Origin of the sequence: Pantoea alhagi (genome assembly GCF_002101395.1) — a bacterium.
Lineage (GTDB): Bacteria > Pseudomonadota > Gammaproteobacteria > Enterobacterales > Enterobacteriaceae > Mixta > Mixta alhagi.
Map to the genome: position 1 here is coordinate 389355 of NZ_CP019706.1, position 26630 is coordinate 415984.

Genomic DNA, 26630 nt, shown 5'->3' on the forward strand with positions numbered 1-26630 from the left:
CTACGCCCCATCCCTTTAAATATTAGTCGGTTTTAGCCCGTTTCCGCAGCTAATGTGAAAAAAACTGTCCCGCTTGTTACGGTGACTGCGCGCCTGCTCACAGTAAATCGCCTTACGCCATGTTGAAAAAACAAGCAGAGTGATGAATTTACACGCCGTCGGGGCTTTCTTCACAGAAACGCAATGATATGATGCCCGCTGTTTTGTCAGCAATATCATTCAGACTTACGAGAAAATAAGCATGCTAAAAAAACTTTTCTTCCCTCTGCTGGCTGCCTTTATCCTGGCTGGCTGTGCGAACAACAGCAATACGATCGATGTCCAACCCACTATCCAGCTGCCTCAGCAAGATCCGAGCCTGATGGGCGTTACGGTTAGCATTAACGGTGCCGATCAACGTTCCGACCAGGCGCTGGCCAAAGTTACTCGCGATGCTCAGCTGGTGACGCTGACGCCAAGCCGCGATCTGCGTTTCCTGCTGCAGGAAGTGCTTGAGAAGCAGATGACCGCTCGCGGTTATATGGTTGGCCCTAACGGCGCGGTAGATTTGCAGATCGTGGTGAACAACCTGTATGCCGATGTCACTCAGGGCAACCTGCGCTATAGCATCACCACCAAAGCGGACATTTCCATTATTGCCAACGCCAAAAACGGCAATAAGCAGGTGAAAAATTATCGCCAGACCTACAGCGTAGAAGGCGCATTTAACGCCACCAATGAAAAAATCACCAAGGCCGTTAACTCTACCCTGAGCGATGTCATTTCCGATATGGCACAGGACACCAGTGTTAGTAGCTTTATCAAGCAGAACGCGCGTTAATGATTTTCGGTAGCCCGGCAGGATGCCGGGCATGCCTACAGGAAAAGAGTCGTTATGGATAATCAGTTTCTGCGTATGTTTACCCAGCGCAATGCAGCCATCCTGCTCCTGCTGGGCTTCGCCTCCGGCCTTCCTCTTGCCCTGACTTCCGGTACGCTACAGGCGTGGATGACGGTAGAGGGTGTGGATCTTAAAACCATCGGCTTTTTTTCGCTGGTTGGACAAGCCTATGTTTTTAAGTTTCTCTGGTCGCCGCTGATGGATCGCTTTACGCCGCCTTTTTTGGGACGGCGTCGCGGCTGGCTGGTGATCACGCAACTTTTGCTAATCGGCGGCATTGCGCTGATGGGCAGCATGGAGCCTTCGCGTCATCTGACCCTACTGGCCGCGCTGGCGGTGCTGGTCGCCTTCTGTTCCGCCTCGCAGGATATTGTATTCGATGCCTGGAAAACCGATGTTTTGCCGCCGGAAGAACGCGGCAGCGGCGCAGCGATCACCGTATTAGGCTATCGCCTGGCGATGCTGGTTTCGGGCGGGCTGGCACTGTGGCTGGCGGATCGCTATTTAGGCTGGCAGGCAACCTACTGGCTGATGGCGTTAATGATGCTGCCCGGTTTGATTGCTACCCTGCTGGCAAAGGAGCCGACCGATGTGGTTGCCCGGCCCCGTACGCTGGAAGAAGCCGTGATGGCGCCGCTGCGCGACTTCTTCAACCGCAACAACGCCTGGCTGATGCTGTCGCTGATTGTGCTTTATAAGCTGGGAGATGCTTTTGCCGCCAGCCTGACCACCACTTTTCTCATTCGCGGCGTCGGCTTTTCCGCTGGCGACGTCGGGCTGGTCAATAAATCGCTCGGGCTGCTGGCGACCATTATCGGCGCGCTCTACGGCGGCGTATTAATGCAGCGTCTGAGTCTGTTTCGTGCGCTAATGCTGTTTGGCGTACTGCAAGCTTTCTCTAACCTGGCCTACTGGCTGCTTTCCGTTACGCCGCCGCATATGTGGAGTATGGCCAGCGCGGTATTCGTGGAAAACCTGTGTGGCGGAATGGGTACGGCCGCGTTTGTCGCACTGCTGATGAGCCTGTGTAATCGTTCATTTTCCGCTACGCAGTTCGCTTTACTCTCGGCGCTCTCGGCGGTCGGGCGGGTTTATGTTGGTCCGGCAGCGGGCTGGCTGGTAGAGCTGTGGGGCTGGCCGACATTTTACGCTTTCTCCGTAATTGCTGCTCTGCCAGGTCTGCTGCTGCTGGCAGCCAGCAAACAGAGCCTGCTGCAGTCGCAGGAGAGCCAGCACTTTAATCCGCGTCAGCGCTGGCCTGTTGGCTATCGCTGGGCGCTGCGTCTGCTGGCGACTGGCAGCGCGCTGCTGGCTTTTTGGCTGTTAGCACTGGCGCTGGAAGCCGCCGGGCTGGTGAGCCTGCCCTCGTTGTTTCCTTTATTTAACCTCGGCTGCGTGCTGATGCTGCTGGGTATATTTACCGGTACGCTGCTGGACTACCTGGCACAGCGCAAAACGATACCCGCTTAATTAAGCCGGACGGTAAAAATAGTTTCCGTCCGGACCTGAGCAAAGTCTTCAGCATTGAATTTTTCTACCGACTAATTTTACGAAAAAAATTATCCGTCGGGTTCAACAAACTACGTCTAATATTAAAAAACGGTGCGTAATTATTTATGTTTAATAATTATCTCGCAAATGATACAGGTTTGTTAAACTATTGAGGCGCGATTACGTTGTTTAGAATCATCCCTTCCTATAATTCATTTGAGACATCCTTTTTCGTTATATTAACTCAACCACCTGTCTACATTAATATTCTGTCACCTTCTGCAACAGATGTGACACCCTTGGCAAAAGGTGTCAACACCCTTCTGACACGTTCTTAAGCTGGTTTACACTGCATAAACCTTCCCGTAAAATGCCGCCACACTTAAACGACAATAGAGCCCTTGTCATTGAGGTCGTTAAATGAGACTCAGGAAATACAATAAAAGTTTGGGGATTTTGTCATTAATTGCAGGCACTTTATTGTTAAGTGGCTGTGATAGTGCGTTGTTAGATCCCAAAGGACAGGTTGCAATGGAGCAACGTTCGCTGATACTGACAGCCTTTGGCTTGATGTTGATCGTTGTTATACCCGCAATTCTGATGGCCGTGGTGTTCGCATGGAAATATCGTGCGTCCAACACTAATGCAAAATATAGCCCTAACTGGTCCCACTCCAATAAAGTGGAAGCAGTGGTCTGGACCGTTCCGATCCTGATCATCCTCTTCCTTGGCGTGCTGACCTGGAAATCAACCCACGCGCTGGAACCTGGCAAACCGCTGGCTTCTGACGTGAAACCGGTTGAGATCGATGTTATCGCACTGGACTGGAAATGGTTGTTTATCTATCCGGAACAGGGCATTGCCACGGTTAATGAGATTGCGTTCCCGGCGAATACTCCGGTGAGCTTCAAAATCACCTCAAACTCCGTAATGAACTCCTTCTTCATTCCGACCCTCGGCAGCCAGATCTACGCGATGGCGGGGATGCAGACCAAGCTGCATCTGATTGCTAACGAGCCGGGTACCTTTAAGGGCATCTCGTCTAACTTTAGCGGCCGTGGTTTCTCAGGAATGAAGTTTAACGCTATCGCTACTCCCGATCAGGCAAGCTTCGAGCAATGGGTAGCCAAAGCGAAACAGGCACCGAATACCTTAACCACCATGGATGAATTCGAAAAACTGGCAGCGCCAAGCGAAAACCATCCGGTTGAGTACTTCTCCAGTGCGGATCCTGAATTGTTCAAGCAGGTTATTGAAAAATTCAAGATGAACCACGGGACGATGGACATGTCAGGTCATGAAGGCATGGACATGAGTGAAGCCTCTCACGCGGGAGCCGAGGAATAATACGATGTTCGGAAAATTAACACTGGATGCAGTGCCGTACCATGAGCCTATTATCATGATTACGGTGGCCGCCATCATTCTTGGTGGTCTGGCCCTTGTCGCTGCGCTGACTTACTTCGGTAAGTGGAAATACTTGTGGACCGAATGGCTGACGTCAGTCGACCACAAAAAACTGGGTATCATGTATGTGATCCTGGCATTTGTCATGCTGCTGCGTGGCTTTGCCGATGCTATCATGATGCGTGGTCAACAGATGTTGGCCTCTGCCGGGGAAGCGGGCTTCCTGCCTCCTCATCACTACGATCAGATCTTTACCGCCCACGGCGTAATTATGATCTTCTTCGTAGCGATGCCGTTCGTTGTTGGTCTGATGAACATCGCTGTTCCTCTGCAGATCGGCGCGCGCGACGTGGCGTTCCCTTTCCTTAATAACCTGAGTTTCTGGTTCACCGCTGTCGGCGTGATTCTGGTTAACCTCTCTCTGGCCGTGGGCGAGTTTGCTCAGACCGGTTGGCTGGCCTATCCCCCGCTGTCAGGCGCGGAATACAGCCCAGGCGTTGGGGTGGATTACTGGATCTGGAGTCTGCAGCTTTCCGGTATCGGTACGACATTAACAGGTATTAACTTCTTCGTTACTATCCTGAAAATGCGTGCCCCGGGCATGACCATGTTCAAAATGCCGGTGTTCACCTGGGCATCGCTGTGTACTAACGTGCTGATCATCGTCTCGTTCCCGGTTCTGACCGTGACGCTGGCGCTGTTGACCCTTGACCGTTATCTGGGCTTCCATTTCTTTACCAATGATATGGGTGGCAACATGATGATGTATGTCAACCTGATCTGGGTATGGGGCCATCCGGAAGTTTATATTCTGGTTCTGCCGGTGTTCGGTGTGTTCTCAGAAGTTGTTGCCACGTTCTCGAAAAAGCGCCTGTTTGGTTATACCTCGCTGGTGTGGGCAACCGTGGTTATTACCGTTCTGTCCTTTATCGTTTGGCTGCACCACTTCTTCACCATGGGTGCGGGTGCGAACGTTAACGCCTTCTTCGGCATTATGACGATGATTATCGCCATCCCGACCGGCGTTAAGATCTTTAACTGGCTGTTCACCATGTACCAGGGCCGCATTCAGATGCACTCTGCCATGCTGTGGACCGTAGGCTTCCTGGTCACCTTCTCTGTGGGTGGTATGACCGGTGTTCTGCTGGCGGTTCCGGGTGCTGACTTCGTGCTGCACAACAGTCTGTTCCTGATCGCGCACTTCCATAACGTGATTATCGGTGGTGTGGTATTCGGTTGTATGGCCGGTGTGACCTACTGGTTCCCGAAAGCATTCGGTTTCACCCTGAACGAAACCTGGGGTAAACGCGCTTTCTGGTTCTGGATTATCGGTTTCTTCGTTGCCTTTATGCCGCTGTACGCGCTGGGCTTTATGGGCATGACCCGTCGTCTGAGCCAGGATATCGATCCGCAGTTCCATACGCTGCTGGTTGTTGCTGCCGTAGGTGTTGGCCTGATTGCGCTGGGTATCCTCTCTCAGCTGATCATGTTCTGGGTTTCTGTACGCGACCGTCACCTGAACCGCGATCTGACCGGTGACCCGTGGGGTGGCCGTACGCTGGAGTGGTCAACTTCCTCTCCGCCGCCGTTCTATAACTTCGCAGTGGTTCCGCACATCAATGAGCGTGATGCCTTCTGGGAAATGAAAGAAAAAGGTGAAGCGTATAAGCAGCCTGCTCATTACGAAGAGATCCATATGCCGAAAAACAGCGGCGCGGGCCTGATTATCGCCCTGTTCGCAACGGTCTTTGGTTTCGCTGCCATCTGGCATATCTGGTGGCTGATGGGTCTGTCCTTCGTGGCGATGATTGTTAGCTGGATCGTTAAAAGCTTCGATGAAGACGTTGATTACTATGTTCCGGTCAAAGAGGTCGAAGCAATTGAAAATCAGCACTTCAAAGATATCAGCAAAGCAGGTCTGAAATAATGGCACAAACACTGTCTAAACAGCACGACGCCCATGCGGAGCATGGGCATCACGATGCGGGAGCCAATAAGATTTTTGGCTTCTGGATCTACCTGATGAGTGACTGCATTATCTTCGCAACGCTGTTTGCGACCTATGCAGTTATGGTCAACAACACTGCCGGTGGTCCGGCAGGTAAAGACATTTTCGAACTGCCGTTCGTACTGGTCGAAACCGCCTTGCTGCTGTTGAGCTCCATTACTTACGGTATGGCCGTTATCGGCATGAACAACGGCAAAAAAGGCGCGGTTAACCGCTGGCTGGCGCTGACGTTCCTGTTCGGTCTTGGCTTTATCGCGATGGAAATCTATGAGTTCCATCATCTGATCGCAGAAGGCTTCGGCCCGGATCGCAGCGGCTTCCTGTCAGCCTTCTTTACGCTGGTTGGTACGCACGGTCTGCACGTAACCTCTGGTCTGATCTGGATGCTGGTTCTGATGTTCCAGATTGCTAAAAATGGTCTGAATGCCACCAACCGCGCGCGTATCATGTGTCTGAGCCTGTTCTGGCACTTCCTCGACGTGGTATGGATCTGCGTATTTACCGTTGTCTATCTGATGGGGGCCATGTAATGAGTCATTCTGTTAACGAACATGGCGCATCTCACGGCAGCGTGAAATCGTACATGATTGGCTTCATCCTCTCTATCATCCTGACGGCTATCCCGTTCTGGATGGTAATGGATGGCGGCGCTTCGCATGGCACAATTCTCAGCGTGGTTCTGGTGTGTGCGGTAGTTCAGGTGCTTGTTCACCTGGTCTTCTTCTTGCACCTTGATACCAAATCTGAAGGCGGCTGGAACTTTGTGGCGATTGTCTTCTCCGCCATAATTATCCTGATTGTTGTCGTCGGCTCGCTGTGGATCATGTGGAACCTCAACTACAACATGATGATGTCCCACTAAAGAGTCGCTCGTGATGATTAAGCAATACCTGCAAGTAACAAAACCAGGAATTATTTTCGGGAATTTAATTTCTGTTATCGGGGGTTTTCTGCTGGCTTCGAAAGGCAGTATTGATTACACCCTGTTTCTCACCGCCCTGGTTGGTGTCTCACTGGTGGTCGCATCAGGTTGTGTTTATAACAACTTTATCGACCGCGACATCGACAGAAAAATGGAGAGAACCAAGAATCGAGTGCTGGTAAAAGGCCTCATCTCTCCGAAAGTAACCCTGGTTTATGCAACCGCATTAGGTATTGCTGGCTTTGCGTTGCTGTATTTCGGAGCAAACCCGCTGGCCATGTGGCTGGCGGTCATGGGCTTCGTGGTATACGTCGGCATTTACAGCCTCTATATGAAGCGTAAATCAGTCTACGGTACGCTGATTGGTAGTCTTTCCGGCGCTGCGCCGCCGGTTATTGGCTACTGCGCAGTGACTAACGAGTTTGATGCTGGCGCGCTGATCCTGCTGGCGATCTTTAGCCTGTGGCAGATGCCGCATTCCTATGCGATTGCTATCTTCCGCTTTAAAGATTACCAGGCAGCAAATATTCCGGTTCTGCCGGTAGTGAAAGGGATCTCCGTGGCAAAAAATCATATTACGCTCTACATCCTGGCGTTTATGATTGCCACGCTGATGCTGACGCTGGGCGGCTACGCTGGCTACAAATATCTGGTGGTTGCGGCGGCAGTTAGCGTTTGGTGGCTGGGGATGGCACTTTCAGGTTACAAAACCTCAAACGATCGCGTTTGGGCTCGTAAGCTGTTTGTATTCTCCATTGTCGCTATTACGGCGCTAAGCGTGATGATGTCGGTTGACTTTATGGCACCGGTGTCAGAAAACCTGCTGACTTACGTACGCTAATCGTAAGCCACATCACTAAGGGCGCTTCTTGCGCCCTTTCTTTTTGTTACGACTGCTTAAAAACTTCCGTTTTACCCGCCCTGCCCTGCTCCTTAAAATAGTGTCAGTAATAATATTGAGGTTGCAATGAACGATAACAAAATGACACCGGTTGAGCTGCGCGCAACCTGGGGTTTAGGCACCGTATTCTCTTTACGTATGTTGGGCATGTTTATGGTTTTGCCCGTTCTTACTACATACGGCATGGCTTTGCAGGGCGCAAGCGAAGCGCTGATTGGCCTGGCGATTGGCATTTATGGACTGACCCAGGCTATTTTCCAGATCCCCTTTGGGCTGCTTTCCGATCGTATTGGTCGTAAACCGCTTATTGTCGGCGGCCTGCTGGTTTTTGTGCTCGGCAGCGTTATCGCAGCCAGCACCACCTCGATTTGGGGAGTCATTCTTGGTCGCGCCCTGCAGGGCTCCGGGGCGATTGCCGCCGCCGTTATGGCCCTGCTTTCCGATCTTACGCGTGAGCAGAACCGTACCAAAGCGATGGCATTTATCGGCATCAGCTTTGGCGTGACCTTTGCCATTGCGATGGTGCTGGGTCCGATCATTACGCATTCCTTCGGCCTGCATGCGCTGTTCTGGATGATCGCGATTCTGGCCAGCTGCGGTATTGTGATTACATTGCTGGTGGTGCCTAACGCGCCGCATCATGTTTTGAACCGCGAATCGGGAATGGTCAAAGGCAGTATTCGCGAAGTGCTGATGCAGCCGCGCCTGTTGAAATTGAATATCGGCATTTTCTGCCTGCATATTCTGCTGATGTCGAGTTTTGTTGCCCTGCCTGGTCAGTTTGAGCTGGCTGGCTTTCCGGCTGAGCAGCACTGGAAGGTTTATCTGATCACCATGCTGGTGGCGTTTGTTGGCGTGGTGCCTTTTATTATCTATGCCGAAGTAAAACGCCGCATGAAGCGGGTTTTTATCTGCTGTGTCGCATTGATCCTTATCGCCGAAATTGTACTTTGGGGAGCAGGAAATCATTTCTGGACGCTGGTGATTGGCGTGCAGCTTTTTTTCCTCGCCTTTAATCTGATGGAAGCCATTCTGCCTTCATTAATCAGTAAAGAATCACCGGCCGGTTATAAAGGCACCGCTATGGGAATTTATTCCACCAGCCAGTTTCTGGGCGTGGCGATAGGCGGCAGCATGGGCGGCTGGGTTTTCGATCGGTTTGACGCGCAAACGGTGTTTTTGCTGGGCTCGATTGTCGCTACGCTGTGGCTGCTGCTTAGCAGTACCATGCAAGAGCCACCTTATGTCAGTAGCCTGCGTATCGTGCTGAGTGAGAATGCGCTTAACGATCCACGCCTTGAGCAAAAACTTAAAGCGCAGCGCGGCGTCTCTTCGGTGTTTATCGTGCCGGAAGAGCGTAGCGCCTATATTAAAATCGACAGTAAGGTAACCAGCCGGGTTGAGCTGGAAGCGCTGATTGCCAGCGCCTGACGCGTTGTCCTTCTCCGCTGGCAGCATCGATATAATAAAGGCAGTATGGCACGGCCCTATCACCGCGGCCTGATACCAGAAAGGCAGTATGGCGCAGCCTTCAAATAAGGGCCGGTGCCTGCACAGGCAGGCCGGTCCGATCGTAAAGACGCAAAAAACGTCATCCCTGACAGCTCGGCCCGCGGCGTCCCTGCCGCGGGACGCTTTACTCTTCTGCCCGGCCTGCCTGTGCCGCAGACGCCGGTGATGTCTGTCAGTACATTAAGCGCCCCGCTTATCGATACGGTGCTATCACATTTAATTAATCGCGGAAGTTTTTAAACTGAAACGGCTGGCCCAGGTTTCCGCCGCGCACCAGCGCAATGGCGCTTTGCAGATCGTCACGCGACTTACCGTTAACGCGCACCTCTTCACCCTGAATCTGCGCCTGCACCTTAATCTTGCTGTCTTTGATAAGCTTAACGATCTTCTTCGCCATATCGGTCTCGATACCCTGCCTGAGTTTGGCATCCAGACTCCAGCTCTTCCCGCTATGCTCGATCTGCTCCGGCACCTCCAGCGCCGCGCCTTCAATTCCGCGTTTAAGCAGCTTCTCACGCAGAATATCCACCAGCTGTTTCACCTGAAAATCGGACTCGGTGGTGACTTTAATGGTCTGCGCTTTTTCATTCAGCTCAATGCTGGCAGTGACATTACGAAAATCAAAGCGGGTTGACAGTTCACGGTTGGCGTTTTCTACCGCGTTTCGTACTTCCTGCATGTCGATTTCAGAAACGATATCGAAAGATGGCATAATTTTTTTCTCCAGACTCCAAAGTGACAGGCATAATACCTGCTTGTGCATGGCAAGGAAAATAGCCCTTAGGCATAGCTATACTCAATTAACTCGCCGGTAAGGCTCTGAAAACCGCCTGCGGGAGGACGCATGAAAATTACGGTACTTGGCTGCGGCGCGCTTGGTCAGCTCTGGCTGGCGGCACTCGATCGACAGGGGCATGAGGTACAGGGCTGGCTACGGGTTCCACAGCCCTGGTGTTCGGTGAACGTTATTGATACCGACGGTTCAGTGGTAAATAAAACCTTTATTGCCAACGATCCGCTGTTTCTTAGCCAGTGCGATCTTCTGCTGGTGACGGTTAAAGCCTGGCAAGTTTCTGGCGCGGTAAAAAATCTGCAAAGTCTGCTGCCGCCAGACTGCCCAATATTGCTGTTGCATAACGGTATGGGCACGCTGGAAGAGCTGAAAAGCCTGACGCAGCCGTTACTGCGTGGCGTTACTACCCATGCAGCTAAACATGACGGTACGGTTATCCTGCACGTTGCCAGCGGCACCACACATATTGGGCCGGGCTCCGCTGATAGCGCGGCGTTAAGCGATCTGGCCGAAATGCTGCATAAGGCGTTGCCGGATGTCGCCTGGCATAATAATGTTTCTGCCGCATGCTGGCAGAAGCTGGCCGTTAACTGTGTTATCAATCCTCTCAGCGCCATCCATGACTGCTTAAACGGCGAGCTGATCGCCTGGCCGGAGCAAATTTCTCTGCTGTGCGATGAGGTTGCGGCGGTTATGACGCGGGAGGGGCTGCATACCAGCGCCGGTCAGCTTAAGGAATATATTTATTCCGTGATTGCCGGCACCGCGCTTAACGTATCCTCTATGCTGCAGGATATCCGTTCCCAGCGTCGCACTGAGATTGAATATATTACTGGTTATCTGCTGCAGCGCGCGCGGGCGCAGGGGATCGCCGTGCCGGAGAATGCCCGGCTGTATGAGCTGATTAAGCGTAAGGAACAAGATTATGAACGCGAACGTATCGGTGCTGGTCTGCCTGGCACATGGCACTGAAGAAACCGAAGCCGTTACCACTATCGACCTGCTGGTGCGCGGTGGGATTCCTGTTATCACCGCCAGCGTCAACAGCGATGGCAGTTGCGAAATTGTCTGTTCACGCGGCGTGCGGCTGCTGGCGGATGCGCCGCTGGTCGAGGTTGCGGACAACGACTTTGCGGCTATTGTGCTGCCTGGCGGGCTGAAGGGCGCAGAGGCCTTCCGCGATAGTCCGCTGCTGGTAGAAACGGTGCGCCAGTTTCATCTTTCCGGGCGCATTGTTGCCGCCATTTGTGCCGCAGCCGGCACGGTGCTGGTGCCGCACGATCTCTTTCCGCTGGGGAATATGACCGGTTTTCCTGGATTAAAAGAGACTATCCCGGCGGAAAAATGGGTGGAAAAACGGGTGGTGTGGGATCCCCGGGTTAACTTACTGACCAGCCAGGGGCCAGGCACGGCGATAGATTTTGCCCTGAAGCTGATCGATCTGCTGGCAGGAAAAGAGAAAGCGCGGGAAGTAGGAGAACAACTGGTAATGGCGGCGGGGATTTACGATTATCGCGACCCGTTTTAAGCTTTAAGGCCAGCCGGACGGCTGGCCACTCTATCGGCTTAAGGACGATAAACCTTCACGTTCTTAAAGCCCTGCTCATACAGATAAAGCGCCTGCAAACGGCTCATCACGCCGCGATCGCAGTACAGAAGCCAGGTTTTACTCTGATCAAGATCGCCAAAATGGGTGGCCAGTTTGAAAAACGGCAGCGATGTCACTTCTATCCCTTCCACCTTCAGCGGCTTAGATTCCTGCTCATCCAGCGAGCGAATATCCAGCAGCGCTTCGTTCGCTGAAACAGAAGCAACGGTTTCGACTTCCACCACCTCTTCCTGTGACTGTTCAGCGATGGTTCGAATATCAACATTGGTCGCTTCCTGCACCGCACGGTCCAGCACGCTGAAATCGAAATTCGCTTCTTCCGCTTCGATCTTGCTCTTTACCGCTTTAACCGTCGGGCTTTTCGAGATCACACCGCAATATTCCGGCATGGTACGGGCAAAGTCTTCCGTGCCGATCTGGCGCGCAAGATTGATGATGTGCTCTTTATCGTGCGAAATCAGCGGACGCAGGATCAGGGTATCAGAGGCGTTATCAATCAGGCGCAGGTTAGTCAGCGTCTGGCTGGATACCTGACCCAGCGCCTCGCCGGTCACCAGCGCCTGCACGCCGTAGCGCTCGGCAATTTGCGAAGCCGCACGCACCATCATGCGCTTCAGTACCACGCCCATCTGGCCGTCATCCACTTTTTCCAGAATCTCTGCCACCACCGGCTCGAAATTGATGGCAACAAAACGCACGCGATGCGAGCGACCAAAACGATTCCACAGATAGTGTGCCACCTGACGAACGCCGATTTCATGCGCCGCGCCGCCCAGGTTAAAGAAGCAGTAATGTACGCGGCAGCCGCGACGCAACAGCATATAGCTGGAAACACCGGAATCGAAGCCGCCGGAAATCAGCGACAGCACATCTTCCTGCGTACCGATAGGGAAGCCGCCCAGGCCTTCATGGCGGCCAGTCACCAGAATCAGGCGCTCGTTCTCAATCTCCAGATTGACCGTAACCTGCGGATGCGAAAGCTTTACCTGTGCGCTGGCGATATGCTGATTCAGACCGCCGCCGACATAGCGCTCCACATCCTGCGAGCTGAACGGATGCTGTCCCCGACGCTTAACGCGTACGCAGAAGGTTTTCCCTTCCAGACGTTCGCGGTTAACGGCCAGCGTCTGCTCGAAAATATCGTGCATATCGGTCCAGGTGCGATCTTCTACTGCCAGCACATGATGGATACCGGGAATGCGCGTGAGCTCATCAACATAAACTTCACGCAGGCTTTCATTTTTGGATCGTACTTCAATATGATCCCAGTGACGCACCACTGCCAGAGTTTCATCAAGATCCTTCAGTACGTTACGAATATTACCCGTAAGGATTTTGATAAAGCGCAAGCGCACCGACTGACTCTTGATGGTGATTTCAGGAAATAATTTAATGATAAACTTCATGGCAGCACAGCTCTGAGATAATTAAGTGCTAAAAACAGCGGCACTTAACTGATAAAATCAATGAATTGCAAAGTCACCTGCGTCCTTTGCTTCCGAGGCGCGGCAGTATATCACTTTTGTCTTTGAGCTGCCTGTTTTACCGTCATGCTCTATCATTATTTTGCTAATCATTTCGAGTCGGCTACCATGTCCGCTTGCTATAGATAAAAAACCTGTGAGCCAATAATCACTATGCCAAAAAAAGCCGAACAGCCCATCAGTTTTGAGACTTCCCTGCAGCAGCTGGAGCAGATAGTTACCCGTCTGGAAAGCGGCGATTTACCGCTGGAAGAGGCGCTGAATGAATTTGAGCGCGGCGTACAGCTGGCAAAAGTGGGGCAAAAAACCCTGCAGCAGGCGGAACAGCGCGTTCAGATCCTGCTTAACGATGATAAAGATGCTGCCCTGACGCCTTTTACGCCGGATGCTGAATAATGGATTTTGCTGAACTGCTTGCCCACTACCATCAGCGGGTGAACCTTGCGCTGTCGCGTTTTATTGCTCCCCTGCCCTTTCAGAGTTCTCCTCTGGTTAATGCCATGCAATATGGGGCACTATTAGGCGGTAAACGGCTGCGTCCGTTTTTAGTATATGTGGTCGGCGATATGTTGCAGGCCGACGCTGATACCCTGGACGCGCCCGCCGCCGCCGTTGAATGCATTCACGCCTACTCACTGATTCATGATGATCTTCCGGCTATGGATGACGATAGCCTGCGCCGTGGACAGCCAACCTGCCATATTAAATTTGGCGAGGATAACGCTATTCTGGCGGGCGATGCGCTGCAAACGCTGGCTTTTTCGATCCTTGCTGATGCTCCGATGCATGGCGTTCAGCCGCAGGACCGCATCGCCATGATTTCTGAACTGGCGCAGGCCAGCGGCGTAGCAGGCATGTGCGGCGGTCAGGCATTGGATCTGGCGGCGGAAGGGCAGCAGATCGATTTAGCGACGCTGGAAAAGATTCATCGCCATAAAACCGGTGCGTTAATACGCGCTGCCGCACGCCTTGGCGCGCTGAGTGCCGGAGAACGCGGACGCGCAGCCCTGCCGCTGCTCGATCGTTATGCCAATGCGATCGGGCTCGCCTTTCAGGTTCAGGATGACATTCTGGATGTGGTGGGCGATACCGCAGTGACGGGCAAACAGCAGGGTGCCGATCAGCAACTTGGCAAAAGCACTTACCCGGCCCTGATGGGACTGGACGATGCCCGCCAGAAAGCGCAGGACCTCTATCAGGAAGCGCTCGGCGCGCTGGACCAGCTGGCTGCACTTTCTCTGGACACCTCCGCCTTACATGCGCTGGCAGGCTTCATAATCGAACGCGATAAATAACTTCCACAATGAGTCTCTGATGAGTTTTGATACTGCAAAATACCCGACGCTGGCGCTTGCCGATACCGTGCAAGAACTGCGTAAACTGCCGAAAGAGAAGTTGCCGGCACTGTGCGATGAACTACGTCAGTACCTGCTGGACAGCGTCAGCCGCTCCAGCGGCCATTTTGCTTCGGGCCTCGGGGTGGTTGAACTGACCGTCGCGCTTCACTACGTCTATAACACGCCGTTCGATCATCTGGTGTGGGATGTCGGCCATCAGGCCTACCCGCATAAAATTCTGACCGGACGCCGCGACCGCATCGGCACCATTCGCCAAAAAAATGGCCTGCATCCGTTCCCCTGGCGGGCGGAAAGCGAATATGACGTGCTGAGCGTAGGACACTCCTCTACCTCAATCAGCGCCGGTCTTGGTATGGCAGTGGCTGCAGGCAAAGAGGGCCGGGGCCGTCGTACCGCCTGTATTATTGGCGACGGTGCTATCACCGCCGGGATGGCCTTTGAGGCAATGAACCATGCCGGTGATATCAAAGCGGATCTGCTGGTGATCCTGAACGATAACGAAATGTCGATTTCAGAAAACGTTGGCGCGCTCAATAATCGCCTGGCGCAAATCCTCTCTGGTAAAACCTATGCACGCCTGCGTGAAGGCGGCAAAAAAGTGCTGACCGGCCTGCCGCCGATTAAAGAGCTGGTTAAGCGTACCGAAGAGCATCTGAAAGGCATGGTGGTGCCGGGGACGCTGTTTGAGGAACTGGGCTTCAACTATATCGGCCCGGTTGATGGTCACGATGTGCTGACGCTGGTGCATACCCTCAGCAATATGCGCGATCTGAAAGGTCCGCAGTTCCTGCATATCATGACCAAAAAAGGCAAAGGCTACGCGCCGGCTGAGAACGATCCTATCGCCTGGCACGCCGTGCCTAAATTCGATCCGGCCAGCGGCGCGCTGCCTAAAAGCTCTGGCGGTTTACCCACCTACTCGAAGATTTTCGGCGACTGGCTGTGCGAAACCGCGGCAGACGACAATAAGCTGATGGCGATTACGCCAGCGATGCGTGAAGGCTCTGGTATGGTGGGCTTTTCACGCCAGTATCCGGGCCAGTATTTCGACGTAGCGATTGCCGAGCAGCATGCGGTGACCTTTGCTGCCGGACTGGCTATCGGCGGCTATAAGCCGGTGGTGGCGATTTACTCCACTTTCCTGCAGCGCGCTTACGATCAGCTGATTCATGACGTGGCAATCCAGCAGCTGCCGGTGCTGTTCGCTATCGATCGCGGCGGCATTGTCGGCGCGGATGGACAAACGCATCAGGGCGCGTTCGATCTCGCTTTCCTGCGTACCATTCCCGGCATGGTGATCATGACGCCCAGCGACGAAAACGAATGCCGTCAAATGCTCTATACCGGCTATCACTATCAGGCCGGGCCAAGCGCAGTGCGTTATCCGCGCGGCACCGGCACCGGCGCACCTATACAGCCGCTGGTCTCACTGCCGCTGGGCAAAGGCGTGGTGAAACGTCGCGGCGAAAAACTGGCGATCCTCAACTTCGGCACGCTGCTGCCGGAAGCGCAGGCGGCAGCCGACGCGCTGAACGCCACGCTGGTGGATATGCGTTTCGTTAAACCACTGGATGAGGCGCTGATACTGGAACTGGCGGCCAGCCATGAATTGCTGGTGACGCTGGAGGAAGGTGCGATTAAAGGCGGCGCAGGTAGCGGCGTTAATGAACTGCTGATGGCGAAGCGTGCTGCGGTGCCGGTATTGAATATCGGTCTGCCGGATGAGTTTATCCCGCAGGGCACCCAGGATGAGATCCGCCACGACTATCAGCTGGACGCTGAAGGCATTCAGCAGCAGATTGCTGAGTGGCTGGCCCAGTAACATTTCTGAGCGCCGGATCCGCGTAAATCGCGACCGGCGCTATCTCTTTAATCTTTTCGGGCGTAACCTGCTCTTCTCCCCTCCTTCTGTCATGCGCTTTAACGCAGTATTTAACTGCTACGCTTGAAACCACCCGCTGTTAAATCTTTTTATCGCAGGAGCTTTTATGAAAATGACGCAACTGGGCAGCACGGATCTGCAGGTTTCCCGCCTTTGTCTCGGCTGTATGACATTTGGCGAGCCCGCTCGTGGTAGCCATCCCTGGACCTTGCCTGAAGAGAGCAGCCGCCCATTAATTAAGCAAGCGCTGGAGGCGGGAATTAATTTTTTCGATACCGCCAACAGCTATTCCGACGGCAGTAGCGAAGAGATTGTCGGGCGAGCGCTACGCGACTATGCGCGGCGTGATCAGGTCGTGGTTGCCACAAAAGTTTATAATCAAATGAGTAATCTACCGCGTGGTCTGTCGCGCAAGAATATTATGCGATCCATTGACGATAGCCTGACGCGCCTCGGCATGGAGTATGTCGATTTACTGCAGATCCACCGCTGGGATTACGAGACTCCGCTGGAAGAGACGCTGGAAGCGCTGCATGATGTAGTACAGGCGGGCAAGGCACGCTATATCGGCGCCTCGTCAATGTACGCATGGCAGTTTGCCAAAGCGCTCTATACCGCGGATTTACACGGCTGGACGCGCTTTGTCAGCATGCAGGACCAGTACAATTTGATCCAGCGCGAAGAAGAGCGTGAAATGCATCCGCTATGCCTGGCGGAAAATGTTGCCGTTCTGACCTGGAGTCCGCTGGCGCGCGGTCGCCTTTCGCGCCCGTGGGGAGAAAGCACTGCACGCTCAGCATCGGATGAGTTCGGCAAAACGCTGTATGCCAGCAACGAAGAAAATGACGCGGCAATAGCCCAACGGGTTGAAAAGCTGGCGGCGGAGAAAGGCGTCAGCCAGGCACAGATCGCCCTGGCGTGGCAGTTAACGAAACCGGCGGTCACCGCGCCGATTATCGGCTCTTCACGCGCTGAACAGCTGGCGGATCTGGTCAAGGCTGTAGAAATTACCCTGACGCCAGAAGAGGTCGCGCAACTGGAAACGCTTTATCAGCCGCATCCGGTGGTCGGTTTTCAGTAAGCAGAGTGGCGACGAAGCGGGTTTCGTCGCCGGTCGGAGGTTACAGCGGCCAGTGGTGTCCGATAAACCACAGCAGCGCGGCAGAGATAATTCCGGCGATAATATCATCGACCATAATCCCCATCCCGCCGTGCACATTGCGATCGAACCAGCGGATCGGCCAGGGTTTCCACATATCCAGCACGCGGAAAATCACAAAGCCAGCCAATACCCATTGCCAGCTATTAGTCGGGATCGCCATCAGCGTAATCCACATACCGATAAATTCATCCCAGACGATGCTGCCGTGGTCATGAACGCCCATATCTTTAGCGGTACGGTGACAGAGATAAACGCCGATACAGATGCCGAACATCACCAGCAGCGAATAGATATCCTGCGGTAAAAAGGTCATCAGCCACCAGAAAGGTAGCGAAGCCAGCGATCCCATGGTGCCCGGCACCCATGGAAACAGGCCGCTACCAAAGCCGGTAGCCAGCAGGTGCCAGGGGTTGCTGAGGCGCAGGCGGCTTTTCGCCAGGTCTTTATCGCGCGTCAAAATGATCGAATCCTTTCAATTTCAGCGTGACTGGCTTGCCGTCCTGCAACAATGTCAGCCCTTCTGATTCCGGTGCCAGCTGGCCAATACAGGTGTATGGCACCCCCAGACGCCCTAACGCAACATCCAGCGCGCCACGGTTGATCTCCGGCACGGTAAAGCAGAGCTCGTAATCCTCACCGCCGCTTAACGCCCATCGCAGCACCTGCTCCGGTTCAAAATGATCGCGCAGCACGGAAGATAACGGCAGAGCGTCGATATTTACCCGTGCGCCGCACTCGCTGGCCTTGAGGATATGCCCTAAATCAGAGATCAGCCCATCAGAAATATCAATGGCCGCACTGGCAAGATTACGCAGCGCCTGCCCCTGTAAAATACGCGGCATGGGACGCAGGTGGCGCTTTATCAGCGCCTCATGGACCGCAGGATCGGTAATACGCACCCGATGCTGCAACAGCGCCAGACCTGCTGCGCTGTCGCCCAGCGAACCGGTAACGTAAATCCAGTCGCCCGGACGCGCACCGCTGCGGCGCAAAGCGCGCCCCGCAGGCACCAGACCGTGAATACCCAGCGTCAGGCTACGTGGTCCGCGCGTGGTATCGCCGCCGATCAACTGCATATCGTAGTAGTCCAGCAGTTCAAACAGGCTGTCGCTGAACGCTTTCAGCCAGGCTTCATCCACATCCGGCAGCGTCAGCGCCAGCGTCAGCCAGGCAGGATCGGCACCCATGGCGGCGAGATCGCTCAGATTAACCGCCAGCGCCTTATAACCGAGATCGGCAGGATGGATATCGCGCAGAAAGTGGATGCCTTCTACCAGCGTGTCGGTACTGATGGCCAGGGTTTGCTTTTCCGGCACGTTCAGTAACGCGCAGTCGTCGCCGATGCCTTTTTCCACATCGCGACGTGAGCTTGTCACGCGATTAAAATAACGCGCGATCAGTTCAAATTCGCCACATGACATAATGAAGTTCCGCTGAACCTGAATAGAAAAGGCCGGAAAGAATCCGGCCTCGATTGCTTATTTTTTGTTGGGGCGGATTTGCGGAGCGGCTTTATCCAGCACGCCGTTAACAAATTTATGACTGTCTTCAGCGCCAAACACTTTCGCCAGCTCGATACCTTCGTTGATAGCCACTTTATAGGGCACATCGCTGCGTTTGCTCAGTTCATACAGAGAGACGCGCAGAATGGCTTTTTCTACCTGGCCCAGCTCTTCCAGCTGGCGTGACAGGTAAGGCTTCATCAAACCGTCAAGGTACGCGCTGTTGGTCGCAACGCCAGCCAGCAGCTCGCGGAAATAGTTGATATCAACATCTTTGACATCCTGTTCCGCGAGAAACTGATATTCAATATCAGCAATGTCATTATTGGACAACTGCCAGGAATAAAGCGCCTGGACAGCACACTCACGGGCGCGGCGACGAGCAGCAGGTTTCACAAAAATCCCCTTACAAAAATCAGGCTTTAATGGCTTTCAATACGTTAATCATTTCGAGCGCGGTCAGTGCAGCTTCTGCACCTTTATTGCCCGCTTTGGTACCAGCGCGTTCAATAGCCTGCTCGATATTTTCAGTGGTCAGGACGCCAAAGGCGACCGGGATGTCGCTATTCATAGCGACGCTGGCAAGACCTGAGCTGGCCTCACCGGCAACATATTCGAAGTGCGCAGTGCCGCCACGGATTACGGTGCCCAGGGCAATAACCGCATCATGTTTTCCGGCATTGGCAACGGCACGAGCCGTCATAGGTAATTCATAGGCACCCGGCACCCAGATAACGGTGATGTTTTCATCATTCACCTGACCAATGCGCTTTAACGCATCAATCGCGCCATCCAGCAGGCTCTCATTGATGAAGTTGTTGAAACGCGCAATGATAATCGCGACTTTCGCTTCCGGCGTAGCAACAGCAGCTTCGATAATTTTCATAATTTTCCTTTCAGGGTTCTTATTGGCCCCGCAGGGGGGCGGATTCTACCACACTCTTTCGCACTCTGCTTCCGCTTTTCCGCAGGGCGTTAAACCGGCCTGAGCGTCAGGCGCAGATCCGGACCTACCTGACGCACATCGCTGAAGCTGAACAGCGGCGCGTCACGCAGCTCACTCAGGCCAGGTAAAGCGCACAATCCACGGGCGTTATCGCCCAGCAGCTTCGGCGCCATATAAACAATTAACTCATCCACCACGCCCGCTTCCAACAGCGCACCCGCCAGTTGAGCGCCCGCTTCGACCCACACCTGATTGATCTGTTGTTTGCCCAGCATCATCATCAGCGAAACCAGATCGAGCCGGTTATCACGCGGCGGAACCCGCAGTTGCTGCACCGCCTGAGGCCAGCTTTGCTGCTCATCTGCCTGCAGGCGCGCCAGCCAGGTTTCACCCGGCTGATGCAGCAGGCGATGCTGCGGCGTTACCCGGTTCTGGCTGTCAATAATCACCCGTACCGGCTGGCGTAAATTTTCCTGCGGATAGTGTGCCTGCGTGGCGGCACCCAGCTCCTCCCAGCGAACCGTCAGCGCCGGATCGTCAGCCAGCACGGTCGCACTGCTGCCAAGAATGGCGGAACTGAGCGCACGCAGGCGTTGCACATCACGCCGCGCTTCGGGCGAAGTTATCCACTGGCTTTCGCCGCTGGCCATCGCCGTACGACCATCCAGCGATGCGCCCAGTTTTAGCTGAACGAAGGGAAAGCCGGTGCGCATGCGTTTTAAAAAACCCCGGTTCAGCGCTTCGGCTTCCGCCATCATCAGCCCATGACTGACGTCGATCCCCGCCTGCTGCAGACGATAGAGCCCGCGTCCGGCCACTTCCGGGTTAGGATCCTGCATCGCCGCAACCACCCGGCTGACGCCAGCGGCAATCAGCGCTTCACAGCAGGGCGGCGTACGACCGTGATGGCTACAGGGCTCCAGGGTAACGTAAGCGGTCGCGCCCCTGGCCTGCTCGCCTGCCATCCGCAATGCATGCACTTCCGCGTGCGGCTCACCGGCGCGCTGATGCCAGCCCTCGCCCACGATAACGCCATCGCGTACGATAACGCAGCCAACGTTGGGATTCGGCGTAGTGGTAAAACGACCGCGCCGCGCCAGCTCCAGCGCGCGCGCCATATACTCTTCATCGCGCATAGCTTAATCCTGTAAACGGGCGATCTCTTCGCCAAATTCACGAATGTCTTCAAAGCTGCGATAGACGGAAGCAAAACGGATATAGGCGACTTTATCGAGCTTTTTCAGCTCATCCATCACCAGGTTGCCAATCATTTTGCTGGGAATTTCGCGTTCGCCGGTGGCGCGCAGCTGGGTTTTGATATGACTAATGGCGTTTTCAACGGCATCAGAGCTAACCGGGCGCTTTTCCAGCGCTTTAACCATGCCGCTGCGCAACTTATCCTCATTAAACGGCTCGCGGACATCGTTGCTTTTAATCACGCGTGGCATCACCAGTTCCGCCACCTCAAAGGTGGTAAAACGCTCATGGCAGTCCAGGCATTGACGGCGGCGGCGCACAGAGGTGCCTTCACCAACCAGACGGGAATCAATTACTTTGGTATCCACGGCGGAACAGAATGGGCAATGCATGACATATCCTGATTCTTCACGAAATTAAACCTTAGTGTACCCCGAAGCCCCTGACAACCAAAGCCTCAGCGGGCTGGCGACGCATTTTTCTGTGCGACCCGCGCGCTTTTTCGCCCTCCCTTACGCTTTCACCTAAGCTTGTAAGTAAAAGCATTAAAAGGAGAGTGAAAATGAAAAAGGGTCTTTTTCTGCTGCCGTTATTGACTGCAGCGCTGCTTAACGGCTGCGCTGCGCCTTCCCCGGCAAAAAATCAGGCACTACATAGCGAAGTGAAACAGCTTAATCAGCAGGTTAATCAGCTGACGCGCCAGGCCAGCATGCTGGAACAGCAAAACCAGTTAAACAGCCAATCCAGCCAAGGCGCATGGTTGCTGCCAGCGGCAAATACGCGCGTTGAGCTCAAAAGCCAGGCTGGACCGCTGATGTTAACGCTGACGCGCATTGAACCAGAGGCGAGCGGCACCCGCGCCTTGCTTACGCTGCGTTCGGCGGACGATCGCCCTTTGCAAAACCTGAGAATGCAGGTCGAATGGGGAGAACTGGATAGCGCCACCGGCAAACCTCTCAGCGCCGGTGCGCTGTCGCAAACCATTGAGGTACGTAATACTCTGCTGCCTAAAGCCGGGCAGCCGGTTCCGCTGCGCCTGAGCGGCCTGTCACCGCAGCAGTTAGGATATGTACGGGTGCATAATATTGAGCCGTTAAACTGAGCGGCGCAAACAACAGGTAAAAGGGATTAGGCCGCGCTTTGCGGAAATGAAAAAGGCCGCTCACGCGGCCTTTTTAGCTTATCACCGTTGCCTTACGGCAGAATGGAAGGCTGGTCAGCGCCCTCTTTTTCTACTTTCTGCTGAAGCATATGTTCACGCTTCATGCCCAGCTTCAGCGCCAGCGCGGAAGCAACATAGATTGAAGAAACCGTACCGATGGAAACGCCGATCAGCATCGTCAGCGAGAACCCTTCCAGCAGCGCGCCGCCGAAAATAAACAGCATCAGCACCACCACCAGCGTGGTTGCTGAGGTCATAATGGTACGACTCAGCGTCTGCGTCAGTGAGACGTTGACGATTTCATAAGGCGTTCCGCGACGGATCTTACGGAAGTTCTCACGAATACGGTCAGAAACCACGATACTGTCGTTCAGTGAGTAGCCGATAACCGACATCAGCGAGGCGACGATGGTTAAATCGATCTCGATATGGAACAGCGCCAGAATACCGAGCGTAATAATGACGTCATGCGCCAGCGCCAGTACGGCGCCAAGCGCCAGACGCCACTCGAAGCGAAAGCCCACATAGATCAGGATAGCGATCAGCGCCACCAACAGCGCCATACCGCCCGCCTGCGCCAGATCGCTGCCGACGCTGGGGCCGACAAACTCAATACGCTTAACGGTCGCATTCTGGCCGGCAGCCTCGTTGATTACCGAGACCACCTTATTGCCCAGCTCCTGTCCTGCATTGCCGGCATTCGGTGACAGACGGACCATTACGTCACGACTGCTGCCGAAATTTTGCACCTGCGGCTCAACAAAGCCTGATTTCTCCAGTGCGCCGCGCAACGTATCCAGCTCGGCAGGTTTTTCCAGGGAAATCTCAATTACCGTACCGCCGGTAAAATCGAGTCCCCAGTTAAACCCGCGTACGCCCATGATGATCACTGACGCGATCAGCAGCAGCCCGGAAAGGGTAAAGGCCAGCTTATCCCAGCGCATAAAGTCATGGACTTTACGGCCGTAGTTTAATTGTTCAACACTATATTCCTGTGCCACAACCTACTCCTCAGATAGACAGCTTGTTGATGCGTTTGCCGCCATACAACAGGTTAACAATGGCACGCGTACCAACAATGGCAGTGAACATCGAGGTTCCCACGCCAATGGCGGTGGTGATGGCAAAACCCTTAATCGAGCCGGTGCCAACCGCATACAGGATAATCGCGGTGATAAGCGTGGTGACGTTGGCATCAATGATACTGGAGAATGCCCCTTTATAGCCCTCATGAATTGCCTGCTGAATGGTACGCCCATTCTTCAGCTCTTCTTTGATACGCTCGTTTATCAGCACGTTGGCATCCACCGCCACCGCCAGCGTCAGAACGATACCGGCAATGCCCGGCATGGTTAAGGTCGCGCCCGGCAGCAATGACATAATGCCGACGATCAGGACCAGGTTGGCAACCAGCGCAGTGGTGGCAATAACGCCGAACTTTTTATAGTAAACCACCATAAACACGATCGAGGCGATCAAGCCCCACAGGCAGGCTTCCAGACCCTGGGTAATATTCTGCTGCCCCATGGTCGGGCCGATGGTGCGCTCTTCAACAATCTGAATCGGCGCAATCAACGCACCGGCACGCAACAGCAGCGAAAGCTGACGCGCTTCATTCGGGTTGTTAATACCGGTAATACGGAAGCTGTTGCCCAGGCGCGACTGAATATTCGCTACGTTAATCACCTCTTCCTGTTTCACCAGGATAGAGCGGCCGTTGGCATCTTTCTTACCGCTGTCTTTATATTCAACAAACAGCGTTGCCATAGGCTTACCAATATTATCTTTGGTAAAGGTCGACATCATATTGCCGCCCGCGCTATCGAGCGAGATATTAACCTGCGGCTGATTATATTCGTCGGTGCTGGAGGTGGAATCGGTAATGTGGTCACCGGTGAGGATCACACGTTTGTACAGCACAACCGGCTGGCCTTCACGCGTTTGCTTCACTTCTGAATCGCCCGGCACACGGCCTTTAGCCGCTGCAGTGGCATCCACCACGGTATTCACCAGACGGAATTCCAGCGTTGCCGTTGCGCCCAAAATCTCTTTCGCGCGCGCGGTATCCTGAATGCCCGGCAGCTCAACCACGATGCGATCGGCTCCCTGACGCTGAACCAACGGCTCCGCGACACCCAACTGGTTAACACGGTTACGCAGAATGTTAATGTTCTGCTGAACAGCATATTCACGCGCTTCACGCAGACGCTCATCGCTCATTACCGCACGCAGCAGGTTATCGCCACGGCTGCTAATCACCAGATCGCGATGACGCGTTGAAAGATAGTTAACGGCATTGTCACGCGCATCGGCGTCACGGAAGCGGATTTCCACGCCGTAGTTTTCGATTTTGCGTACGTTGGTGTAGGCAATGCCTTTCTCACGCAGATCGCTACGCAGGCTGTCGGTATTCTGCTCCTGCAGCTTACCCAGCGCGGTATCCATATCCACTTCCATCAGGAAGTGGACACCGCCGCGCAGATCCAGACCGAGCTTCATCGGCTGCGCTGCCAGCATATCCAGCCATTTCGGCGTGGCAGGTGCCAGATTGAGTGCGACGACGTAATCTTCGCCCAGCGTTTTCATCAGCGCTTCACGCGCGCGCAGCTGCACATCTGTGTTAGAGAAACGCGCCAGAATAGCGCCCTGCTCCAGCGCAATAGATTTGCTTTGAATATGCTCTTGTTTTAAGACGTTTTGGATCTGGTCCAGCGTTTGCTCACTGGCGGCGCTTCCGCGCGCGCCAGTGATTTGAACAGCCGGATCCTCTCCATAAAGGTTGGGAAGTGCATACAGCAGACCGACGGCAAACACCACGATCAGCATAATGTATTTCCACAAAGGATAACGGTTTAACACGGCAGTTCCCTTAGGGAAAACAAAGAATTACAGCGCCTTCATAGTACCTTTCGGCAGTACGGCAGCCACGAAATCACGTTTGATAACTACTTCGTTGTTATCGTTGAGCGCGATAGCAATGTAGCCGTTGTCGGCCACTTTGGTCACGCGACCCACCAGACCACCGGTAGTCAATACCTCATCGCCTTTGCCGATTGAGTCCATCAGTTTTTTATGCTCTTTGGCACGTTTTTGCTGCGGACGCAGGATCATAAAATAGAAAATCAGGCCAAAAACCGCCAACATCACAACCATCGTGTAGGGGCTTCCCTGCGACGGTGCGCCTGCTGCTGCCACTGCGTCAGAAATGAAAAAACTCATCAACTTTCCCTCATTGTTTAATTATCAAGCGTTTAATGGCGGAACCGCTTTGCCCGTCCGCGTATAGAATTCACTGACGAAGCACTCTAATTTACCTTCTTCAATAGCCTGGCGTAAACCCGCCATCAGGCGCTGGTAATAACGCAGGTTATGAATGGTATTCAGACGCGCACCGAGTATTTCGTTACAACGATCAAGATGATGCAAGTAGGCGCGGCTGTAATTGCGACAGGTGTAGCAATCACACTCTGCATCCAGCGGCGACGTATCATCTTTATGTTTGGCGTTACGGATTTTAACCACGCCGTCGGTGACAAACAGGTGACCGTTACGCGCGTTACGCGTCGGCATAACGCAATCGAACATATCGACACCGCGACGTACGCCTTCAACCAGGTCTTCCGGCTTGCCAACGCCCATTAAATAACGCGGCTTATCTTCCGGGATCTGCGGGCAAACATGCTCCAGAATACGGTGCATATCTTCCTTCGGCTCACCGACCGCCAGACCGCCCACAGCGTAACCATCAAAGCCGATCTCCACCAGTCCTTTGACAGAGACATCACGTAAATCTTCGTAAACGCTGCCCTGAATAATGCCGAACAGCGCATTCTTGTTGCCCAGCTTATCGAAGTGGTCACGACTGCGTTGCGCCCAGCGCAGCGACATTTCCATCGAGCGTTTGGCATAATCCCAGTCCGCCGGATAAGGTGTGCACTCATCAAAGATCATCACGATATCGGAACCGAGATCGTACTGGATCTCCATCGATTTCTCAGGATCGAGGAAGATCGCATCGCCGTTAATCGGATTGCGGAAATGAACGCCCGCTTCGGTGATTTTACGAATGTCGCCAAGGCTGAAGACCTGAAAACCGCCGGAGTCGGTGAGAATCGGCCCCTGCCACTGCATAAAATCGTGCAGATCGCCATGCAGCTTCATAATCTCCTGCCCCGGACGCAGCCAAAGGTGGAACGTATTGCCCAGCAGGATTTGCGCGCCGGTCTCTTTGACTTCTTCCGGCGTCATGCCTTTTACCGTGCCGTAGGTGCCCACCGGCATAAAGGCTGGGGTTTCTACGACGCCACGATCAAAAACCAGACGACCACGACGCGCGCGGCCATCTTTTTTATCTAATTCAAACTTCACGTTGCCTCCATCAGAGAAACAGTCTGATGCATGGTTAATATCACGC

At 53.9% G+C, this 26630-nt stretch carries 27 protein-coding genes; 15 read left to right on the forward strand and 12 right to left on the reverse strand.

Features of this window, described 5'->3' with window-relative positions; translation table 11 throughout:
* The first annotated feature begins 241 nt into the window (after positions 1-241).
* The 8 genes from B1H58_RS01870 (at position 242) to B1H58_RS01905 (ending at position 9040) form a co-directional block, all read left to right on the forward strand.
* Positions 242-820, forward strand: coding sequence for a lipoprotein (locus B1H58_RS01870; RefSeq protein WP_085067714.1), 579 nt, complete (start codon positions 242-244; stop codon positions 818-820).
* A gap of 54 nt (positions 821-874) precedes the next feature.
* The gene (gene ampG, locus B1H58_RS01875; RefSeq protein WP_085067715.1) at positions 875-2350 is read left to right on the forward strand and encodes a muropeptide MFS transporter AmpG; all 1476 of its coding nucleotides are present in this window, start codon (positions 875-877) and stop codon (positions 2348-2350) included.
* Positions 2351-2791: 441 nt separating this feature from the next.
* A complete protein-coding gene (gene cyoA, locus B1H58_RS01880) occupies positions 2792-3718 on the forward strand; it encodes a cytochrome o ubiquinol oxidase subunit II (RefSeq protein ID WP_085067716.1) in 927 nt (308 codons plus the stop codon).
* Between the two features lie 4 nt (positions 3719-3722).
* Positions 3723-5705: a cytochrome o ubiquinol oxidase subunit I gene (gene cyoB / locus B1H58_RS01885; protein WP_085067717.1), complete on the forward strand. Its 1983-nt coding sequence runs from the start codon at positions 3723-3725 to the stop codon at positions 5703-5705.
* Positions 5705-6316, forward strand: a complete 612-nt coding sequence (locus tag B1H58_RS01890; RefSeq protein ID WP_085067718.1) for a cytochrome o ubiquinol oxidase subunit III — start codon at positions 5705-5707, stop codon at positions 6314-6316. The genes cyoB and B1H58_RS01890 overlap by 1 nt, the downstream gene beginning before the upstream one ends.
* On the forward strand, positions 6316-6648 hold the full coding sequence (locus B1H58_RS01895; protein WP_085067719.1) for a cytochrome o ubiquinol oxidase subunit IV: 333 nt from the start codon (positions 6316-6318) through the stop codon (positions 6646-6648). The genes B1H58_RS01890 and B1H58_RS01895 overlap by 1 nt, the downstream gene beginning before the upstream one ends.
* A 13-nt stretch (positions 6649-6661) precedes the next feature.
* On the forward strand, positions 6662-7549 hold the full coding sequence (cyoE, locus tag B1H58_RS01900; RefSeq protein ID WP_085067720.1) for a heme o synthase: 888 nt from the start codon (positions 6662-6664) through the stop codon (positions 7547-7549).
* A 126-nt stretch (positions 7550-7675) separates the two neighbouring features.
* A complete protein-coding gene (locus tag B1H58_RS01905) occupies positions 7676-9040 on the forward strand; it encodes an MFS transporter (protein ID WP_085067721.1) in 1365 nt (454 codons plus the stop codon).
* 301 nt (positions 9041-9341) lie between these two features.
* Here B1H58_RS01905 and B1H58_RS01910 read toward each other — a convergent pair whose 3' ends face one another.
* Positions 9342-9833 carry a YajQ family cyclic di-GMP-binding protein gene (locus B1H58_RS01910; RefSeq protein ID WP_085067722.1) on the reverse strand — a complete coding sequence of 164 codons (492 nt, stop codon included), beginning with the start codon at positions 9831-9833 and terminating at the stop codon, positions 9342-9344.
* Between the two features lie 132 nt (positions 9834-9965).
* On the opposite strand from B1H58_RS01910, the gene panE reads away from it, so the two are divergent.
* Together panE and yajL are read left to right on the forward strand one after the other, a co-directional pair.
* Complete coding sequence (panE, locus tag B1H58_RS01915) at positions 9966-10886, forward strand: 2-dehydropantoate 2-reductase (protein ID WP_085067723.1); 921 nt, start codon at positions 9966-9968, stop codon at positions 10884-10886.
* Positions 10840-11442, forward strand: a complete 603-nt coding sequence (gene yajL, locus B1H58_RS01920; RefSeq protein WP_085067724.1) for a protein deglycase YajL — start codon at positions 10840-10842, stop codon at positions 11440-11442. Before panE ends, yajL begins: the two co-directional genes overlap by 47 nt.
* Positions 11443-11480: 38 nt before the next feature.
* Here yajL and thiI read toward each other — a convergent pair whose 3' ends face one another.
* The gene (gene thiI / locus B1H58_RS01925) at positions 11481-12929 is read right to left on the reverse strand and encodes a tRNA uracil 4-sulfurtransferase ThiI (RefSeq protein WP_085067725.1); all 1449 of its coding nucleotides are present in this window, start codon (positions 12927-12929) and stop codon (positions 11481-11483) included.
* Positions 12930-13160: 231 nt separating this feature from the next.
* On the opposite strand from thiI, the gene xseB reads away from it, so the two are divergent.
* The 4 genes from xseB (at position 13161) to B1H58_RS01945 (ending at position 17328) form a co-directional block, all read left to right on the forward strand.
* Positions 13161-13403, forward strand: a complete 243-nt coding sequence (gene xseB, locus B1H58_RS01930) for an exodeoxyribonuclease VII small subunit (protein ID WP_085067726.1) — start codon at positions 13161-13163, stop codon at positions 13401-13403.
* Positions 13403-14302, forward strand: a complete 900-nt coding sequence (gene ispA, locus B1H58_RS01935) for a (2E,6E)-farnesyl diphosphate synthase (protein WP_085067727.1) — start codon at positions 13403-13405, stop codon at positions 14300-14302. The genes xseB and ispA overlap by 1 nt, the downstream gene beginning before the upstream one ends.
* 19 nt (positions 14303-14321) lie before the next feature.
* Entirely contained in the window at positions 14322-16187 is a 1866-nt protein-coding gene (dxs, locus tag B1H58_RS01940) for a 1-deoxy-D-xylulose-5-phosphate synthase (RefSeq protein WP_085067728.1), read from the forward strand.
* A 166-nt stretch (positions 16188-16353) separates the two neighbouring features.
* Positions 16354-17328, forward strand: a complete 975-nt coding sequence (locus B1H58_RS01945; protein WP_085067729.1) for an aldo/keto reductase — start codon at positions 16354-16356, stop codon at positions 17326-17328.
* Positions 17329-17368: 40 nt separating this feature from the next.
* On the opposite strand, the gene pgpA is transcribed toward B1H58_RS01945, so the two are convergent.
* The 6 genes from pgpA to nrdR form a co-directional block, all read right to left on the reverse strand.
* Positions 17369-17872: a phosphatidylglycerophosphatase A gene (gene pgpA / locus B1H58_RS01950; protein WP_085067730.1), complete on the reverse strand. Its 504-nt coding sequence runs from the start codon at positions 17870-17872 to the stop codon at positions 17369-17371.
* Positions 17853-18830, reverse strand: coding sequence for a thiamine-phosphate kinase (gene thiL / locus B1H58_RS01955; protein WP_085067731.1), 978 nt, complete (start codon positions 18828-18830; stop codon positions 17853-17855). Before thiL ends, pgpA begins: the two co-directional genes overlap by 20 nt.
* 57 nt (positions 18831-18887) lie before the next feature.
* On the reverse strand, positions 18888-19307 hold the full coding sequence (nusB, locus tag B1H58_RS01960; RefSeq protein WP_085067732.1) for a transcription antitermination factor NusB: 420 nt from the start codon (positions 19305-19307) through the stop codon (positions 18888-18890).
* A 19-nt stretch (positions 19308-19326) separates the two neighbouring features.
* On the reverse strand, positions 19327-19797 hold the full coding sequence (gene ribH, locus B1H58_RS01965) for a 6,7-dimethyl-8-ribityllumazine synthase (protein ID WP_085067733.1): 471 nt from the start codon (positions 19795-19797) through the stop codon (positions 19327-19329).
* A gap of 89 nt (positions 19798-19886) precedes the next feature.
* Entirely contained in the window at positions 19887-20993 is a 1107-nt protein-coding gene (gene ribD / locus B1H58_RS01970; protein WP_085067734.1) for a bifunctional diaminohydroxyphosphoribosylaminopyrimidine deaminase/5-amino-6-(5-phosphoribosylamino)uracil reductase RibD, read from the reverse strand.
* 3 nt (positions 20994-20996) lie between these two features.
* The gene (nrdR, locus tag B1H58_RS01975) at positions 20997-21446 is read right to left on the reverse strand and encodes a transcriptional regulator NrdR (protein ID WP_038627640.1); all 450 of its coding nucleotides are present in this window, start codon (positions 21444-21446) and stop codon (positions 20997-20999) included.
* A 170-nt stretch (positions 21447-21616) separates the two neighbouring features.
* Here nrdR and B1H58_RS01980 point away from each other — a divergent pair, with 170 nt between their 5' ends.
* Positions 21617-22156: a DUF3251 domain-containing protein gene (locus B1H58_RS01980; protein WP_085067735.1), complete on the forward strand. Its 540-nt coding sequence runs from the start codon at positions 21617-21619 to the stop codon at positions 22154-22156.
* Between the two features lie 92 nt (positions 22157-22248).
* On the opposite strand, the gene secF is transcribed toward B1H58_RS01980, so the two are convergent.
* The 4 genes from secF to tgt are packed head-to-tail and all read right to left on the reverse strand — an operon-like array spanning position 22249 to position 26584.
* Positions 22249-23217, reverse strand: coding sequence for a protein translocase subunit SecF (gene secF, locus B1H58_RS01985; protein ID WP_085067736.1), 969 nt, complete (start codon positions 23215-23217; stop codon positions 22249-22251).
* 10 nt (positions 23218-23227) lie between these two features.
* Positions 23228-25075, reverse strand: coding sequence for a protein translocase subunit SecD (gene secD, locus B1H58_RS01990; protein WP_085067737.1), 1848 nt, complete (start codon positions 25073-25075; stop codon positions 23228-23230).
* Between the two features lie 27 nt (positions 25076-25102).
* Complete coding sequence (yajC, locus tag B1H58_RS01995; protein WP_085067738.1) at positions 25103-25435, reverse strand: preprotein translocase subunit YajC; 333 nt, start codon at positions 25433-25435, stop codon at positions 25103-25105.
* A gap of 24 nt (positions 25436-25459) precedes the next feature.
* Entirely contained in the window at positions 25460-26584 is a 1125-nt protein-coding gene (tgt, locus tag B1H58_RS02000) for a tRNA guanosine(34) transglycosylase Tgt (protein WP_085067739.1), read from the reverse strand.
* Between the last annotated feature and the right edge of the window lie 46 nt (positions 26585-26630).